Origin of the sequence: Pseudonocardia sp., from assembly GCF_050246655.1 — a bacterium.
GTDB lineage: Bacteria > Actinomycetota > Actinomycetes > Mycobacteriales > Pseudonocardiaceae > Pseudonocardia.
This window is the reverse complement of record NZ_JBFWVQ010000003.1, coordinates 98,156-112,999: the sequence shown is the minus strand read 5'-3', so window position 1 is coordinate 112,999 and position 14,844 is coordinate 98,156. Positions and strand designations below refer to the sequence as shown.

17 protein-coding genes are annotated in these 14,844 nt (G+C 74.2%); 14 read left to right on the top strand and 3 right to left on the bottom strand.

The window, feature by feature from the left end; genetic code table 11:
• The first annotated feature begins 10 nt into the window (after positions 1–10).
• From AB7J25_RS02055 to AB7J25_RS02040, 4 genes are read left to right on the top strand one after another with little or no spacing between them, the layout of a single operon-like run.
• Positions 11–610 (top strand): GTP-binding protein, encoded by a 600-nt coding sequence (locus tag AB7J25_RS02055; RefSeq protein ID WP_428504350.1) that lies wholly within the window; start codon positions 11–13, stop codon positions 608–610.
• Complete coding sequence (locus AB7J25_RS02050; RefSeq protein ID WP_428504348.1) at positions 607–1,938, top strand: ABC transporter substrate-binding protein; 1,332 nt, start codon at positions 607–609, stop codon at positions 1,936–1,938. Before AB7J25_RS02055 ends, AB7J25_RS02050 begins: the two co-directional genes overlap by 4 nt.
• Positions 1,935–2,357 (top strand): roadblock/LC7 domain-containing protein, encoded by a 423-nt coding sequence (locus AB7J25_RS02045; RefSeq protein WP_428504346.1) that lies wholly within the window; start codon positions 1,935–1,937, stop codon positions 2,355–2,357. The genes AB7J25_RS02050 and AB7J25_RS02045 overlap by 4 nt, the downstream gene beginning before the upstream one ends.
• 40 nt (positions 2,358–2,397) lie before the next feature.
• A complete protein-coding gene (locus tag AB7J25_RS02040) occupies positions 2,398–3,015 on the top strand; it encodes a DUF742 domain-containing protein (RefSeq protein ID WP_428504344.1) in 618 nt (205 codons plus the stop codon).
• Here the strand turns inward: AB7J25_RS02040 and AB7J25_RS02035 are convergent.
• On the bottom strand, positions 3,012–3,482 hold the full coding sequence (locus AB7J25_RS02035) for a hypothetical protein (RefSeq protein WP_428504342.1): 471 nt from the start codon (positions 3,480–3,482) through the stop codon (positions 3,012–3,014). The genes AB7J25_RS02040 and AB7J25_RS02035 overlap by 4 nt on opposite strands.
• Before the next feature lie 33 nt (positions 3,483–3,515).
• Positions 3,516–5,744, bottom strand: a complete 2,229-nt coding sequence (locus AB7J25_RS02030) for a helicase-associated domain-containing protein (protein ID WP_428504340.1) — start codon at positions 5,742–5,744, stop codon at positions 3,516–3,518.
• 87 nt (positions 5,745–5,831) lie between these two features.
• On the opposite strand from AB7J25_RS02030, the gene AB7J25_RS02025 reads away from it, so the two are divergent.
• The 6 genes from AB7J25_RS02025 to AB7J25_RS02000 all read left to right on the top strand — a co-directional run bounded on the left by AB7J25_RS02025 (position 5,832) and on the right by AB7J25_RS02000 (position 8,930).
• On the top strand, positions 5,832–6,014 hold the full coding sequence (locus tag AB7J25_RS02025) for a hypothetical protein (protein WP_428504338.1): 183 nt from the start codon (positions 5,832–5,834) through the stop codon (positions 6,012–6,014).
• On the top strand, positions 6,011–6,583 hold the full coding sequence (locus AB7J25_RS02020) for a nucleotidyltransferase family protein (protein ID WP_428504435.1): 573 nt from the start codon (positions 6,011–6,013) through the stop codon (positions 6,581–6,583). The genes AB7J25_RS02025 and AB7J25_RS02020 overlap by 4 nt, the downstream gene beginning before the upstream one ends.
• Before the next feature lie 102 nt (positions 6,584–6,685).
• Positions 6,686–7,408 (top strand): hypothetical protein, encoded by a 723-nt coding sequence (locus AB7J25_RS02015; RefSeq protein ID WP_428504336.1) that lies wholly within the window; start codon positions 6,686–6,688, stop codon positions 7,406–7,408.
• A 46-nt stretch (positions 7,409–7,454) separates the two neighbouring features.
• Complete coding sequence (gene moaC, locus AB7J25_RS02010) at positions 7,455–7,934, top strand: cyclic pyranopterin monophosphate synthase MoaC (RefSeq protein ID WP_428504334.1); 480 nt, start codon at positions 7,455–7,457, stop codon at positions 7,932–7,934.
• Between the two features lie 88 nt (positions 7,935–8,022).
• Entirely contained in the window at positions 8,023–8,502 is a 480-nt protein-coding gene (locus tag AB7J25_RS02005; protein ID WP_428504332.1) for a MogA/MoaB family molybdenum cofactor biosynthesis protein, read from the top strand.
• On the top strand, positions 8,502–8,930 hold the full coding sequence (locus AB7J25_RS02000; protein ID WP_428504330.1) for a molybdenum cofactor biosynthesis protein MoaE: 429 nt from the start codon (positions 8,502–8,504) through the stop codon (positions 8,928–8,930). Before AB7J25_RS02005 ends, AB7J25_RS02000 begins: the two co-directional genes overlap by 1 nt.
• Before the next feature lie 106 nt (positions 8,931–9,036).
• On the opposite strand, the gene AB7J25_RS01995 is transcribed toward AB7J25_RS02000, so the two are convergent.
• Entirely contained in the window at positions 9,037–9,339 is a 303-nt protein-coding gene (locus AB7J25_RS01995; protein ID WP_428504328.1) for a transglycosylase family protein, read from the bottom strand.
• A gap of 548 nt (positions 9,340–9,887) precedes the next feature.
• Here AB7J25_RS01995 and AB7J25_RS01990 point away from each other — a divergent pair.
• The 4 genes from AB7J25_RS01990 to AB7J25_RS01975 all read left to right on the top strand — a co-directional run bounded on the left by AB7J25_RS01990 (position 9,888) and on the right by AB7J25_RS01975 (position 14,764).
• Complete coding sequence (locus tag AB7J25_RS01990) at positions 9,888–10,802, top strand: AAA family ATPase (RefSeq protein WP_428504326.1); 915 nt, start codon at positions 9,888–9,890, stop codon at positions 10,800–10,802.
• A 4-nt stretch (positions 10,803–10,806) separates the two neighbouring features.
• Positions 10,807–11,934 carry a vWA domain-containing protein gene (locus AB7J25_RS01985; protein WP_428504324.1) on the top strand — a complete coding sequence of 376 codons (1,128 nt, stop codon included), beginning with the start codon at positions 10,807–10,809 and terminating at the stop codon, positions 11,932–11,934.
• The gene (locus tag AB7J25_RS01980; RefSeq protein ID WP_428504322.1) at positions 11,927–13,051 is read left to right on the top strand and encodes an XdhC family protein; all 1,125 of its coding nucleotides are present in this window, start codon (positions 11,927–11,929) and stop codon (positions 13,049–13,051) included. The genes AB7J25_RS01985 and AB7J25_RS01980 overlap by 8 nt, the downstream gene beginning before the upstream one ends.
• Positions 13,052–13,117: 66 nt before the next feature.
• Positions 13,118–14,764 (top strand): LuxR C-terminal-related transcriptional regulator, encoded by a 1,647-nt coding sequence (locus AB7J25_RS01975; RefSeq protein ID WP_428504320.1) that lies wholly within the window; start codon positions 13,118–13,120, stop codon positions 14,762–14,764.
• The last annotated feature ends 80 nt before the right edge of the window (positions 14,765–14,844 follow it).

The window sequence follows — 14,844 nt, the reverse complement described above, 5'->3', positions numbered from 1 at the left end:
GGAGCCTGGAGTGCATCCAGTCGATTCGACCCAGCGCCCGATCGCGACGGCCGCCACGACATCGGCGAAGATCGTCGTCGCGGGTGGTTTCGGCGTCGGCAAGACCACGTTCGTCGGGTCCGTGTCGGAGATCATGCCGCTCACGACCGAGGCGGTGATGACGGAGGCGAGCGCGGGCCACGACGACCTCTCCGCCGTGCCGAACAAGCGCACGACGACGGTCGCGATGGACTTCGGACGCGTCTCGCTGGACCAGGATCTGATCCTGTACCTCTTCGGAACGCCGGGTCAGGACCGCTTCTGGTTCATGTGGGACGATCTGGTGCGCGGCGCGATCGGTGCCGTGGTGCTCGTCGACACCCGCCGACTGGCGGACTCGTTCGCGGCGATCGACTTCTTCGAGGACCGTGGGCTGCCCTACCTCGTCGGGCTGAACTGCTTCGACGGGATCCTGGCCCACCGCGTCGAGGACGTCCGGGAGGCGATGTCGATCGACCCGAGCGTGCCCATGTTCGGTTGTGACGCGCGCAACCGGGAGTCGGTGAAGCAGACGTTGATCGCGCTGGTCGAGCACGCGATGCGGCACTGGATGCAGTCGGGGGTGCGGTGAGGCGGTCCCGTCGTCTCGTCGCGGCCGCGTGCGCCGCCGCGACGGTCCTGCTCGCGGGCTGCAGCGGGACCGGGGAGCCGTCGGTCCCGGACGACCCCGACGTCGTCCGCATCGGCCTGCTGTCCTCGCTGTCGGAGCCGTACGCGGCACTCGGCGAGGCCGCGAACCGCGGGGCGAAGCTGGCGCTGCTGGAGGCGGGCGGCACGCTCGTCGGGGACGGTCCGCTGGACGCGGTGCGGGGCGCCCGGGTGGCGGGCAAGCCGGTACAGCTGTTCGTCGAGGGCTCGGACCCGGCGTCCCCCGACGTCGCGGTGAGCGCGGCGCGGCGGCTGGTGGAGCTGCGGGGTGTGGACGTGATCGTCGGCCCGACGTCGGGCGACGAGGGCCTCGCGGTGAAGAACTACGTCGCGGGCGTCCCGGACGTCACGCTGGTCAGCGGCATGTCCGCAGCGCAGAACCTGACGTTGCGCGACCCCGAACCGAACGTGTTCCGGTTCTCCGGCGACGGTGCCCAGTGGATGGCCGGCCTCGGCGCGTACGCGGCGCAGCGCTACGACCGGGTCGTGACGGTCGCGGAGATCGACTCGTACCCGTACGACCAGGTCGGCGGGTTCCTCACGGAGTACTGCGGGCCGGAGCGGTCGGTGGTGAAGCGGCTGTGGATCCCGCGGGGCGCCACGGACTTCGCCGCCTACGTCGACCAGGTCCCGGCCGACGTCGACGCGGTGTTCCTCGCGCTGGACGGCGAGGCCGCGGTGGGCTTCATCCGCGAGCTCGACGCGCAGACCGACGCGGACCTGCCCATCCTGGCGGGCAGCCTCACCTTCGACGCGGCGGCGATCGAGGAGCTCGGGGACCGGCTGGAGGGCACCGTGTCGGCAGGGCCGGTGGCCCCGCTGCCGGCGGACCGGCCCTACCGCGACTACGTGGAGAACATGCGGGCCCACTACCCGAAGTCGCCACCGCCGGGGGTCGCGGACGTCCTCTACTACGTGGCGATGAAGGCGACACTCGAGGCGGCCGAGGCGGCCGACGGCGACGTGACCGGTGATCAGCGCGAGTTCAGGGCGGCGCTGTCGTCGCTCGCGATGGAGACGCCGCAGGGGCCCGTCCGGCTCGACGCGAACCGTCAGGTGATCGCCGACAACTACCTTCTCCAGGTGAGGGACGGAGGGGTCGCGTTGCTGCGCGAGGTCCCGGCCGTCACCCAGTCGCTGGGCCGCGACCCCGTGGAGTACGCCGCCCAGCCCGCGTTCGACCGTTCCAACCCCGTCTGCCGTACCACCACGGCGGCGGCTCGTACGACCACGTCAGAGGAGCCCAGGTGAATCCCGCCCCCGCGAACCCGAACAGCTTCGGGTGGCTGGTCAACAACTTCGCCGAGCGTGTGCCAGGGGTCGCACACGCGATCGTCGTGTCGGCCGACGGCCTCCTGCTCACCGGATCGGACCGGCTGCCCCGCGATCGCGCGGATCAGCTGGCGGCCGTCGCGTCGGGGCTGATCAGCCTCACACAGGGTGCGGCGCGTTGCTTCGACGCGGGCGGTGTGGTGCAGACGGTCGTCGAGATGGACCGCGGGATCGTGCTGCTGATGTCGATCAGCGACGGTTCGTGCCTCGCCGTTCTCGCCGCCCCGACCTGCGACATCGGTCTGATCGGCTACGAGATGACCCTGCTGGTCGATCGTGTGGGGCAGTTGCTCACGCCAGAATTGCGGGCCGAGCTGCAGGGTTCGTTCGGCGCCTGACACTCCCCGTTCCGGCATACGAAGAGGTAGGTGAGTCCGGATGGCCTCCGGTCGCGGTGAGGACCACACCGGTCAAGAACCGAACTTCGCCGACGTCGTGAACGCGTTCAGCTTCGACTCGCGCCGGGCGGGGAAGAAGCGACGGCGGAGCTGGTGGCGCGCCGACGAGGAGCCGCCGCCGGAGGAGCAGCCCGCCTGGATGACCGCGCCCGTGCCGGAGCCGCCGTCCGCACCGGAGCGGCGGTCCGCACCCGCGCCGGTCGAGTTCCCGATGCCGCAGCCGGTCGAGGAGGACGACGACGAGCCGCCCGCCGCGGAGGGCGCGTCGGCGGTGCGGCCGTACGCGTGGACGCGAGGCCGCACGAGGCCGGGTCTCGACCTGGCGATCGAGACGTTGCTGTCGACCAGCACGCACGGGCGCGAGCAGATGGTGGCGCTGACCGTGGAGCACCGGTCGGTGGCGCAGCTGTGCGAGCAGACGCGGTCGGTGGCGGAGGTGGCGGCGCTGCTGTCGATCCCGCTGGGTGTGGCCCGGGTGCTGCTGGGCGACATGGCCGGGATGGGGCTGGTGAAGGTGCACCAGACGGCGAGCAGCACCGGCGCCGGCCCGGACCTGGCGCTGATGGAGCGCGTGCTCTCCGGCCTGCGCCGGCTCTAGAGGCCGAGCTGGGCCGCGAGACCCTGCTGGTCCCACAGGGTGCGTCGCGCGCTCAGCCTGCTCTCCGTGCGGTGCGCGTTCACGCGCGCGTGCCGGAACGCCGTCACGGAGATCGCGAGCACCTCGGCGCGGCGATGCGTCGGCGCCACCCCGGGCAGGAGCCACGGCAGCTCGCGGTCGTGGGTGAAGGTGACCACGTTCTCGTCCACGACGCGCAACTTGTCGGTGGTGCGGCTGACCCGCTTGAACGCGAGGTCCGCCGGCAGGTGGCCGAGCACGTCCCGCGCGAGGTGGCGGCGCAGGTCCGGCCCGGCCGCGCCCGTTCCCGCGGGCAGGTGGGTCACGGTGACGTCCTCGGTGACCAGCGCGAACGCGGCGTCGACGTCGCCGTCGACGTGCACCGCCTGGTGGAACGCGTCATGGATCCGCTCGATCTCCCACATGAGCTGCTGGATCCCGACGGTCACGCCCTCCACCGTGACAGCCGCGGTGCGCGATGGTCAAACGGGGTCCTCGACGGGGGCGATCGAGGTGATGCGGTGCAACGGCACGCGGTGCACCGCCCCGTCCACGCCGTCGCGGCCCTCGACGACCCCGCCCCCGATCTGCAGAGGCTGCAGCAGCATCTCCCCCAGCGTGCCGCGCGCGTCGACGAACCCGATCCAGACGGCCCGGCGGGCCTGCGCGGCCTCCCGGAGGGCGTCGACGGCCGAGCCGTTGCCGCGCAGCGGCGGTCCCGCGGTGTGCCGGACCTCGGCGAGCGCGTCACCGGACCGCAGGCGTGCCACGAGGGCACCGAGCTGGGCGGTGTCCGGCGCGGGCGGACCGGGACGGCCGGTGGCGCGACGGCGGGGTTCGATGCGCCGCCCGCGCCCGCCGAGGTCCAGGACGGCGCCCGCCTCGTCCTCGGCGGCGGGGCTGAACCCCGCGGCGCGAAGCCCGGCGAGCACCTCCCCCAGCGGGAGCGGGGAGACGACGACGGTGGGCGCGAGGCGGCGCAGCTCCAGCGCTCTCGCCTCGGGATGGGCGAGGACCTCGGCGAGCAGGACGTCGTCGTCGGAACGCAGGAAGGAGCCCGCGATGCCGCCGCGCAGCCGCCCGTGGCGGCGGGCGACGTCGTCGACCAGGTAGGTGAGGGCCTGCGGGACGGGCGTCGCGGAGCGGCGGGCGAGCAGGGCGTGCAGGTCGGCGGCGTCCCGCCCGGCGTCGAGGGCGCGGCGCACGCTGCTCTCGGTGAACCGGTAGACGGTCGCGCCGCCCGCGGACTCGACGTCGGCGATGAGGTCGAGCTCGCGCGCGAACTCCGGGTCCAGGCGACCGGGAGCGACGGCGGTGAGGTCGGCCTGCAGCACCACGTGCTCGACGGGCGGGGGCAGAGCCGCGCGCATCACGGCCGGGATCGTGTCGGGGGCGGTGAGCAGGGCGCGCCCGGGGCCGGAGAATGCGTCCAGCGCCACGACACCGAGCGTGGTGGCCTCGGCCAGCGTCCAGGCGACGAGCTCGTCGCGCAGCCGCCCCCCACGTCGCGGGGCGCGCCAGGCCAGGAGATCGGCGAGCACGGTGGCTGAGCCCGCGGCGGTACCGGGCGGAAGCTCGGCGAGGGCGTCGAGGATCCGGCGGCGGTCCCGCCCGGCCAGCGGCCTGCGCACGCCGTCCGAGAGCGCCGCGACGGCCCGGCCCGCGTCGTCGCGGCGGCCGACGAGCCCCGGCAGCCGCGGCAGGTCCAGCCAGGTGCGGGCGAGCAGCGACCAGCGCACCTCGGGCCCGCCCGCGAGCCACCCGTCCGCTGCGGTGGTGGGCACCCACTCCGAGGCGGTGTTCTCGCTCGCGCCCACCAGGTCCGCCGCGACCGCCAGCTCGACGACGAGCGCGGCGGCCGGCTCGTCCACTCCCATCTCGCGGGCGGCGCGGCGCAGCTCGCGCACCCCGAGCCCGCCGGAGCGCAGCACGGGGGGCGGCGCCTCTCCCCAGAACCCGATCAACGCCTCGACCTGGCGCAGGAGCCGCAGCGCCGCGTCGGCCGCGGTGCCGTCCACGACGGCTGCGCCGCGCTCGCGCGGCGCGAGGTCCGGCGGGGTGACGGCGAGCGGGCCGAGCGGGCGCTCGCCGCGCAGTGCGAGGCCGACCTGGCGGGGCAGCTCGACGGTCTCGGCGTCCACGCGCAGCAGCAGGCCCCGTGCGAGCAGCCGCCCGACGGGCCCGGCGGGGTCGCCCCGGCTGCGCCCGATCGGGGGCCCGGCCGCGAGGGCCTGCAGGACGCGGCGCTCCTCGTCGTCCACGCCCGCGAGCAGGCCGGGCAGCGCGCTCGAGCCCGCGGGCCCGGTGGCGGGGCGGCCGAGGCCACCGGGGAAGCGCGGCACGGCGTCCCGCACCGCGGGCACGACCATGAGCGCGTCGTCGGGGCCCCAGGCCAGCGCCCGCTCCCGCAGCCGCCGCAGCGCGTCGGTGACGGCGGCGGCGGGCGCGTCCGGGCCGAGCAGGCGCTCCAGCTCCGCGAGCGGGACGGGCGCGGTGTCCGCGTCCGCGACGACGAGGGCCTCCAGGACGGCCAGCGTCACCGTGTCGAGGTCGTCGCAGGCCCGCACGACGGAGGCGCGAACCGCGGCCCGGGTGGCGAGCACGGTGAGGTCGCCGGGCGGCGGGACGGCGAGATCGGGCCGCCGGGCGAGCAGCGTGGCGAGCGCGGTGTCGTCCTGCGCGCGCAGCCAGTCGACCAGCGGGGTGTGCATAGAACATCCACGGTAGCCGCCGGGTGCGTACGGGGTCCGGTGCGGGATACTCACGGTGTTCCGTCCTGGCTCGAGGAGGTACTCACGGTGGCCAAGTCCGTCAACTCTGCGCGGATCGACCCGACCTGGCCGCCCGACCTCCCGGACGGCGAGCACCCGGTCAGTGAGATCGTGAGCCCCCTGCAGGGCGCGTCGTCGCCGTTCGGCGAGATCGAGTTCCCGGTCGACGAGGTCCCCTACGAGCACCCGCACACGGTGATCAACCGCTGATCCCCGTCACAGGCCTGCTGCTCGCCGCGGGCGCGGGCAGGCGGTTCGGGAGGCCCAAGGCGCTGGTCGAGCTGGACGGCGAGCCGCTGGTGCGCCGCGCGCTGCGCGTGCTGCGCGACGGGGGCTGCTCGCCGCTGGTCGTCGTGCTCGGCGCCGCGGCGGACGAGGTGGCCCCGCTGGTGCCCGAGGACGTCACGGCGGTCGTCGCGGACGGATGGGCCGAGGGCATGGGCGCGTCGTTGCGCGCCGGCCTGGACGCGCTCACCGGGGACGCCGCGCTCGTGCACCTCGTGGACCTGCCCGGTGTCACCGCGACGGCCGTGGCCCGGCTCGTCGCCGCCGTGGACGGCCCGCACACCCTCGCCCGCGCCGCCTACGGCGGCCGGCCCGGCCATCCCGTGCTGTTCGGCCGGGCGCACTGGACGGGGGTGCGCGCCGCGGCGGCCGGGGACGAGGGCGCCCGTCGCTACCTGGCGACCCACCCCGCCCGCCTCGTCGAGTGCGGGGACGTCGCCACGCCGGACGACGCCGACACCCCCGAGCGCCTGGCGCGGTTCCGCGGAGCGTGACGGGCACCCGTTGACCGTCCCGGCCGTTCGGGGCCAAGATGCGCACCTGATCACGGCCGCCGACCGCTCCGGTCCGGCCCATCGTCCGGCGCCGGGGGGCAAGTGGACGGGCAATCCGACGGGCACACCGACGGGCACGCGGACCGGCAGCCGGACGGCCCACCGGCGGACCCACCCCGTCGTCGACACCGCACGTTCGGCGAGCACATCGGCGTCGTCGCGGCCGTCCTCGGAGTCGTGGTCGCCGTCGTCGCCTGGCTGTGGCCGCAGGCCCCACCGGCCGAGGGCCCGTCCGGGCCGCGGGACTCGCCGGGCCGGCCCGCCGCCACCGCCGGTGACGTCCAGCGGACGCCCCGCCTCGGCCTCGAGTTCTGGCAGGGCGACACCCAGGCCCCGATGTTCGTCGAGGACCTCGGCACCCCCGTCGTCCGGGTCGCGCTGCGGTCCGAGCCGTTCGAGATCCGGTTCCCGCGGCTGCCGTCGGGGGTGGCCCTGCAGGTCTGCGCCTGGACCGACCGGTCGATCCTCGTTCTCGACGACGGGGTCCGCCACGAGGACGTCCCGTTCCTGCGACCGGGGACCGGCTTCGCCGACCACGAGTTCGGCAGCGGGACGCTGTTCGTCGACCCGGAGGGACAGAACTACCTGATCGACACCCGGGTGCGCCACCGGACGGACGACCAGGACTCCTTCTTCGTCTCCCGACTCGACGGCGCGGGCTCGCTCGGCTCGACGGACGTGTACCTCGCGGTGACCGTCGACCGGAACCGCGACGACGTGGTCGACTCCGACGAGTACGAGTACGTGCAGCTCGACATCGGGTGATGCTCCCGTCCGCGCGGCGACGGCGGGTCGACGTAGGGTCTGCGGCGTGGAACTCACCCACGTCGACGCCGCCGGGGCCGCCCGGATGGTCGACGTCACCGGAAAGCAGCCCACGGCCCGCACCGCCGTGGCGACGGGGCGGCTGCGCACCACGGCGGAGGTCGTCGAGCTCCTGCGCCGCGACGGGCTGCCGAAGGGGGACGCTCTCGCCACGGCCCGCATCGCGGGGATCATGGGCGCCAAGCGCACCCCGGATCTCGTGCCGCTGTGCCACCCGATCGCGCTGTCGGGCGTGGTGCTGGACCTGGAGCCGGACGGCGACGAGATCGGCATCCGCGCCACCGTGAAGACCACGGACCGCACGGGCGTGGAGATGGAGGCGCTCACCGCCGTCGCGGTCGCGGGACTCACGCTGCACGACATGGTGAAGGCCGTCGATCCGGCCGCCGTGCTCACCGACGTCCGCGTGGAGCGCAAGGACGGCGGTAAGACCGGCACGTGGACGCGCCCCGAGGACCGGCGGTGACCGCCCCCGACCCCCGTCGAGAACGACGTTGCGCAGCTTCCGGGGCCCTGTTGATCAGCACAATGTCGTTCTCGACGGAGGGGGGCCGGTGAGCGCACCGCGGACGGCCCGGGTCGTCACGGCGTCGAACCGGGCGGCGGCGGGCGTGTACCCCGACCGCGGCGGCCCGCTGATCGTCACCTGGCTGCGCGAGCGCGGCTACGAGACCCCCGACGCCGCGGTGGTGCCGGACGGCGATCCGGTCGGCGAGGCCCTGCGGACCGCCGTCGCGGAGCGGGTGGACGTCGTGATCACGACCGGCGGCACGGGCATCTCCCCCACCGACGCCACCCCGGACGTCACCCGGACCGTCCTCGACTACGAGGTGACGGGGCTGGCCGACGCGATCCGTGCGAAGGGAGCGCCCGCGGTGCCGACGGCGGTGCTCTCGCGCGGTGTGGCCGGCGTCGCGGGCCGGACGCTGGTCGTGAACCTACCCGGATCGACAGGGGGAGTTCGGGACGGCCTGGCGGTTCTCGACGGCGTGCTGGATCATGCCGTCGACCAGTTGCGCGGAGGTGATCACTGATGCCTGCGGAGGTCCTGCGGGCGGCCGTGGGCGAGGAGCCCCTCGACGCGGCCGAGCACGCGGCGCTCGTGGAGCGGGCGGCGGCGGGTGCCGTGGTGACGTTCGCCGGCGTGGTGCGCGACCACGACGGCGGCAGAGGTGTCGCGGGCCTGACCTACAGCGCCCATCCCAGCGCCGGGCAGGTCGTCGCCGAGATCGCCGTCCAGGTGGCGGGGCGCGCCGAGGGCGTACGGGCGATCGCGGTGAGCCACCGGGTGGGCGAGTTGGGCATCGGGGACGTGGCGCTCGCCTGCGCCGTGGCCGCGGACCATCGCCGGGAGGCGTTCGCGACCTGTGCCGAGCTGGTGGAGGAGGTCAAGCGGCTGCTGCCGGTGTGGAAGCACCAGGTGTTCGCCGACGGCACCGACGAGTGGGTCAACTCCACCTGATTCCCGCCGGACCCAGCCTGCCCGAAGGCCCCGCACCACACGGCCCCCTCGTACACATGGCGTACGAGGGGGCGTTCGTTCGATGAGGTGCGGCCCGGGACGACGGTCAGCCGCGCAGCCCGAGCTTCCTCGAGCAGGCCGGCCACGCCCGCCAGCCCTGGGTCTTCAGGACCTTCTCGGCGATGCGGATCTGCTCGGACTTGCTGGCGGTGTGGGGCATGCCGCTACCGCCGTGGGCACGCCACGTGCGGGGGTTGAACTGCAGGCCACCGTAGTAGCCGTTCCCGGTATTGATCTTCCAGTTTCCACCGCTCTCGCACTTGGCGAGCTTGTCCCAGGTGGAGGACGGGGCGGCGCTTGCGGTTCCGGCGACACCGAGAGGAGCGGCCACGAGGATGGCGCCGATCACGGCAATGCGGGCGATACCTCGGCCCTTGCGCGGGGAAGGTCGAGATGTCATGACGCGTTTCTCCTGTCCACACCGTACGAGCCGGATGCTCCTGACCTGCGACATGGGGGCTGTCGAGGCCAGGACGCGCCATTCCCGAACAGCTCGTGATCCGTCCGAGATCGGCGCACTCGTCCCTGTCCCGTCCTCCGTCTCGACGAACCGGAACCGTGGGACAGGGCGGGTGTGACGCTTCCGGGTGTCTTTCTTCGATCGCACGGGGCGATCGGACGAGACGGTACGAGTCCGGTCCGGCGAATCGTCAATACGAGCGGCGGTGAGCGGGGTCACGCAATGGTCGAACACGTTCGAACACTGGTAAAAGTTCGCAGGTCACGAAGCAATCGATCACGCCGTGATCACGGCAGGTTCTTTGCATTCATTCCGGAAGTATTGTTGCCTGGTTGCTTCCGGAGGTGTGACGTACGTCATTCCCGTGAACCTTCGGGACCCCTCACGCGTTGGTCGCCGCGCTGGCAGTACGCCCACGCGTTCGTCAGACTGGACGGGTGAACGACCGCTACCAGAGTGGCGCCGAAGCCGCCACCGACTCGCCCGCGGCGCTGGCCGCGGCGTTGCGCGCCACGGGCTACCTCGCCGACGAGGGGCTGGCCACCGCGGCGTTCCTCGCGATCCGGATGAACCGCCCCCTGTTCTGCGAGGGCGAACCCGGCACCGGCAAGACCGCCCTCGCCCAAGCCCTCGCCCAGGTCCTGGACGCCGAACTGATCCGCCTGCAATGCCACGACGGCATCGACGCCACCCAAGCCCTCTACGACTGGGACTTCCCCCGCCAACTCCTGCACCTACGCGCCCTGGAAGCCACCGCCGCCGCCGGCGGCCCACCCATGGACGTCCACGCCGTCGAGGCCTCCCTCTACGACGACCGCTTCCTACTCGCCCGCCCCATCCTGCGTGCCCTGCAACACAGCCCCAGCGTGCTGCTGGTCGACGAGATCGACCGCGCCGACGACGAGTTCGAAGCCTTCCTCCTCGAAGTCCTCACCGAACACGCCGTGTCCATCCCCGAACTCGGCGAAGTCCGCGCCAGCACCCCACCCATCGTCGTACTCACCTCCAACCGCACCCGCGAGGTCCACGACGCCCTCAAACGCCGCTGCCTGTACCTGTGGCTGGACCACCCCGGCGTCGAACGCGAGATCGAGATCCTGCACTCCCGCATCCCCGGCGTGCCCCAACGGCTGGCCAAAGAGGTCGCCGTCGCCGCCCAGAAACTGCGCACCATGGACCTGCTCAAACCCCCCGGCGTCGCCGAATCCCTGGACTGGGCCCGCGCCCTCATGCTCATCGGCGCCAGCCACCTCGACGTCGACACCGCCGCCCGCACCCTCGGCGCCATGCTCAAGTACCGCGAGGACGCCGACCGCGTACGCAACCGGCTCGACGTCCTGATGGCCTCGTGACCCGATGAGCGCCCCCGAGGCGACGGTCGAGGGGCCGCTGCCGGCGCTGGTCGGGTTCACCGCCGTGCTGCGCGCAGCGGGCCTCGCCGTCACCACCGACCGGGTCACGGCGTTCCTGACCGCACTCGACGAGCTCGACGTCACCAACGAGCTGCAGACCTACTGGGCCGGACGCCTCACCCTCTGCTCCGACCCCGACGACATCCCGCGCTACGACGCGGCCTTCAGCGAGTGGTTCACCCCGGAGAAGGGCGCCCGGGCGCGGCGGACCGACGAGCGCCCCCCGCCACCGCCGAAGCTCGCCGCCCTCACCGAGCAGGCAGGCACGTCCGGGGAGGGCGGGGAGGACCCCGAGGAGCTCGCCGCGCGTGCCAGCGGAACCGAGATCCTGCGCCACCGCGACGTCGGCGACCTCTCGCCCGCCGAGCGCGAGCACCTGCGCCGCCTGCTGGCCCTGCTGCGCCCCGACCCGCCCACCCGGCCGTCGCGGCGGCTGCGCCCGGCCCGCCGCGGCGGGCCCGACCCGGGCCGCACGCTGCGTGCCGCGCTGCGCAACCACGGCGAGCTGCGCGAGCTGCGCCACCGCGACCGCTCGCGACGCCCGCGCAAGGTCGTCCTGCTGATCGACGTGTCCGGCTCGATGGAGCCCTACTCCGACGCCCTGCTGCGCTTCGCGCACGTGGTGGTCCGCCGCGCCCCGGCGTCGACGGAGGTGTTCACGCTCGGCACCCGGCTCACCCGCATCACCCGCGAGCTGCGACTGCGCGACCCGGAGCACGCCCTCGCCGCGGCCGGGAAGGCGATCCCCGACTGGTCGGGCGGCACCCGGCTGGGCGAGGTGCTGCGGGCGTTCGTCGACCGGTGGGGTCAGCGCGGGGCGGCGCGCCGGGCGGTCCTCGTGGTGTTCTCCGACGGCTGGGAACGCGGCGACACCGACATGCTCGGCGAGCAGATGCACCGGCTGTCCCGGCTGGCTCACCGCATCGTCTGGGTGAACCCGCACGCGGGCAAGGACGGCTACGCCCCGGTACAGGGTGGAATAGTCGCAGCCCTTCCGTACTTGGACGATCTGCTGGCCGGGCACAGCCTGGCGACACTGGAGAAGCTGCTCGAGGTGGTGCGCGATGCGTGACGTGCTGGACCGGTTGGTCGGCTGGTGGGAGGACGGGAAGCCGGCCGCGCTCGCGACCGTCGTCGGCACCTACAGCTCCGCCCCGCGCCAACCCGGCGCCTCCATGCTCGTCGGTCCCGGTGGCGAGGCCGTCGGCAGCGTCTCCGGCGGCTGCGTCGAGGGCGCGGTCTACGAGCTCGGCCAGGAGGTCCTCGCCGACGGCCGGCCCCGCTTCCAGCGCTACGGGGTCTCCGACGACGACGCCTTCACCGTCGGCCTGACCTGCGGCGGCATCATCGACATCTTCGTCGAGGACGTCTCCCAGGACACCTACCCCGAGCTCGCCGCCGTCGCCGAGGCCGTCCGCACCGAGGCACCCGTCGCCATCGCCACGGTCGTCGCCGGACCCGCCGAACGGCTCGGCCGCCGCCTCGTCGTGTGGCCCGACGGCAACGACACCGCCCCCACCGGCGGCACCGGCTCGGCCCGGCTCGACGCGGCGATCCGCGACGACGCCCGCGGCCTGCTCGATGTCGGCCGCAACGCGATGCTGCACTACGGCGTGGACGGCCAGCGCCGTGGCGAGGGCCTGGACGTGTTCGTCGAGTCCTTCGCCCCACCGCCGCGGATGATCGTGTTCGGGGCCATCGACTTCGCGGCCGCCGTCGCGAAGATGGGCTCGTTCCTGGGCTACCGCGTCACCGTCTGCGACGCCCGCCCCGTGTTCGCCACCGCCTCCCGGTTCCCCGGAGCCAACGAGGTCGTCGTCGAATGGCCGCACCGCTATCTCGCGGCCGAGGCCGCGGGCGGGCGCATCGACAGGCGCACCGTGCTGTGCGTCCTCACCCACGACCCCAAGTTCGACGTCCCGCTGCTCGAGGTCGCGCTGCGCCTGCCCGAGGTCGCCTACATCGGCGCCATGGGCTCGCGGCGCACCCACGACGACCGCATCACCCGGCTCAAGGAGGTCGGCGTCACCGACGCCGAGATCGCCCGGATGTCCTCCCCCATCGGCCTGGACCTCGGCGCCCGCACCCCGGAGGAGACCGCCGTCTCCATCGCCGCGGAGATGATCGCCCAGCACTGGGGCGGCGCCGGGGTGCGCCTCGCCGAGCGCGAGGGCCCTATCCACGTCTGACGGTCGCCCCTCGACGTCGTCATCAGGGCGGCGCCGGGGCGGTGCCCGGCATAGGATCACGCCACCATGCCCGACCAGGTCGACCCCCTGCTCCGGGGCCGGGCGAGCTTCCGGTCGCGCGCCTGGCGGGACGCGTTCGCCGAGCTGTCGGCCGCGGACCGCGACCGGCCACTGCGCGCCGCCGACCTGGAATTGCTCGCCGAGTCGGCGTACCTGCTCGGCCGCGACGACGACGCCCACCGCGCCCTGGAGCGGGCGTACGCGACCCACCTCGACGAGGACGACCCCGTCGGCGCGGCGCGGTGCGCGTTCTGGATCGGGCTCGGCCTGCTCAGCATCGGCGAGGTGGCACGGGCGAGCGGGTGGTCCGGGAGGGCGGGCCGGCTGCTCGACCGGCACGGCGAGGACTGCGCCGAGCGGGGCTACCGGCTGATCCTCGCGAGCCTCGGCAACGCCGACGATCTCGACGCCGCGTTCGCCGACGCCGCGGCCATCGCCGCGATCGGCGAGCGGTTCCGCGACGCCGACCTCGTGGCGTTCGGGCGTTACGCCCAGGGCAACGTCCGGATCAAGCAGGGCCGCACCGGGCCTGGCCTGGCGCTGCTGGACGAGGCGATGGTCGCGGTCCTCGCGGGCGAGCTGGCCTCGGCGCTGCTGACCGGGCTGATCTACTGCCTCGTGATCGGCGCCTGCGAGGAGGTCTTCGAGGTGCGGCGGACCCGGGAGTGGACCGACGCGCTCGGCCGCTGGTGCGCGGCGCAGCCCCAGCTGGTCAACTTCACCGGCATCTGCCTGGTGCACCGCGCGGGCAGCCTGCAGCTGCGCGGAGCGTGGCCGGACGCGATCGACGAGGCGCGCCGTGCCTGTGAGCGGTCGATCCCCGGCGAGCCGACCGAGGGCGCGGCCCGCTACCGCCAGGGCGAGATCCACCGGCTGCGCGGAGAGCTCGCCGACGCCGAGGAGGCGTTCCGGGACGCGAGCGCGCGGGGCTGGCAGCCACAGCCGGGCCTCGCGCTCCTGCGGCTGGCCCAGGGCCGCACGGGCGACGCGGTGATGGCGGCCCACCGGGTGCTCGCCGAGACCACCGGCCGGCTCGCCCGCGCGGCGCTGCTCCCGGCGGGCGTCGAGATCATGCTGGCGGCCGGCGACGTCGCGCAGGCCCGAGCGGCCGCCGGCGAGCTGACCGGCATCGCCGCCGACCACGGCCGCAGCGCGCTGACCGCGATGGCCCGCCACGCCACCGGCCTCGTCGAGCTGGCCGACGGCGACGCGACGGCAGCGCTGGTCGCGCTGCGCGAGGCCTGCCGGCTGTGGCAGGAGCTCGACGTTCCGTACGAGGTGGCGCGGACGCGCGAGTCGCTGGGACTCGCCTGCCGCAGGCTCGGCGACGAGGACTGCGCGACGTGGGAGCTGGTGGCGGCGCGGGACTGCTTCGCACGCCTCGGTGCCGCTCCTGATCTCACGCGTGTCACCGCGCTGATCGACGCCGCCGCGAGCCGGATCCCGGGCGGGCTGACGGCGCGCGAGCTGGAGGTACTGCGCCTGGTCGCGTCCGGCCGGTCCAACCGGGCGATCGCCGAGCAGCTCGTGCTGAGCGAACGCACCGTCGACCGGCACGTCAGCAACATCCTGACCAAACTCGACGTGCCGTCCCGCACGGCGGCGGCGGCCTTCGCCTTCGCGCACAACCTCGTCTCGCCCGGGCCTGGGTGAAACCACCCACGTCGGGACGCGGCGGGTTTGGGTGCTCGGACCGACGCGGACCAGCGGCCCGGATCGGCACCGTCTCGGCC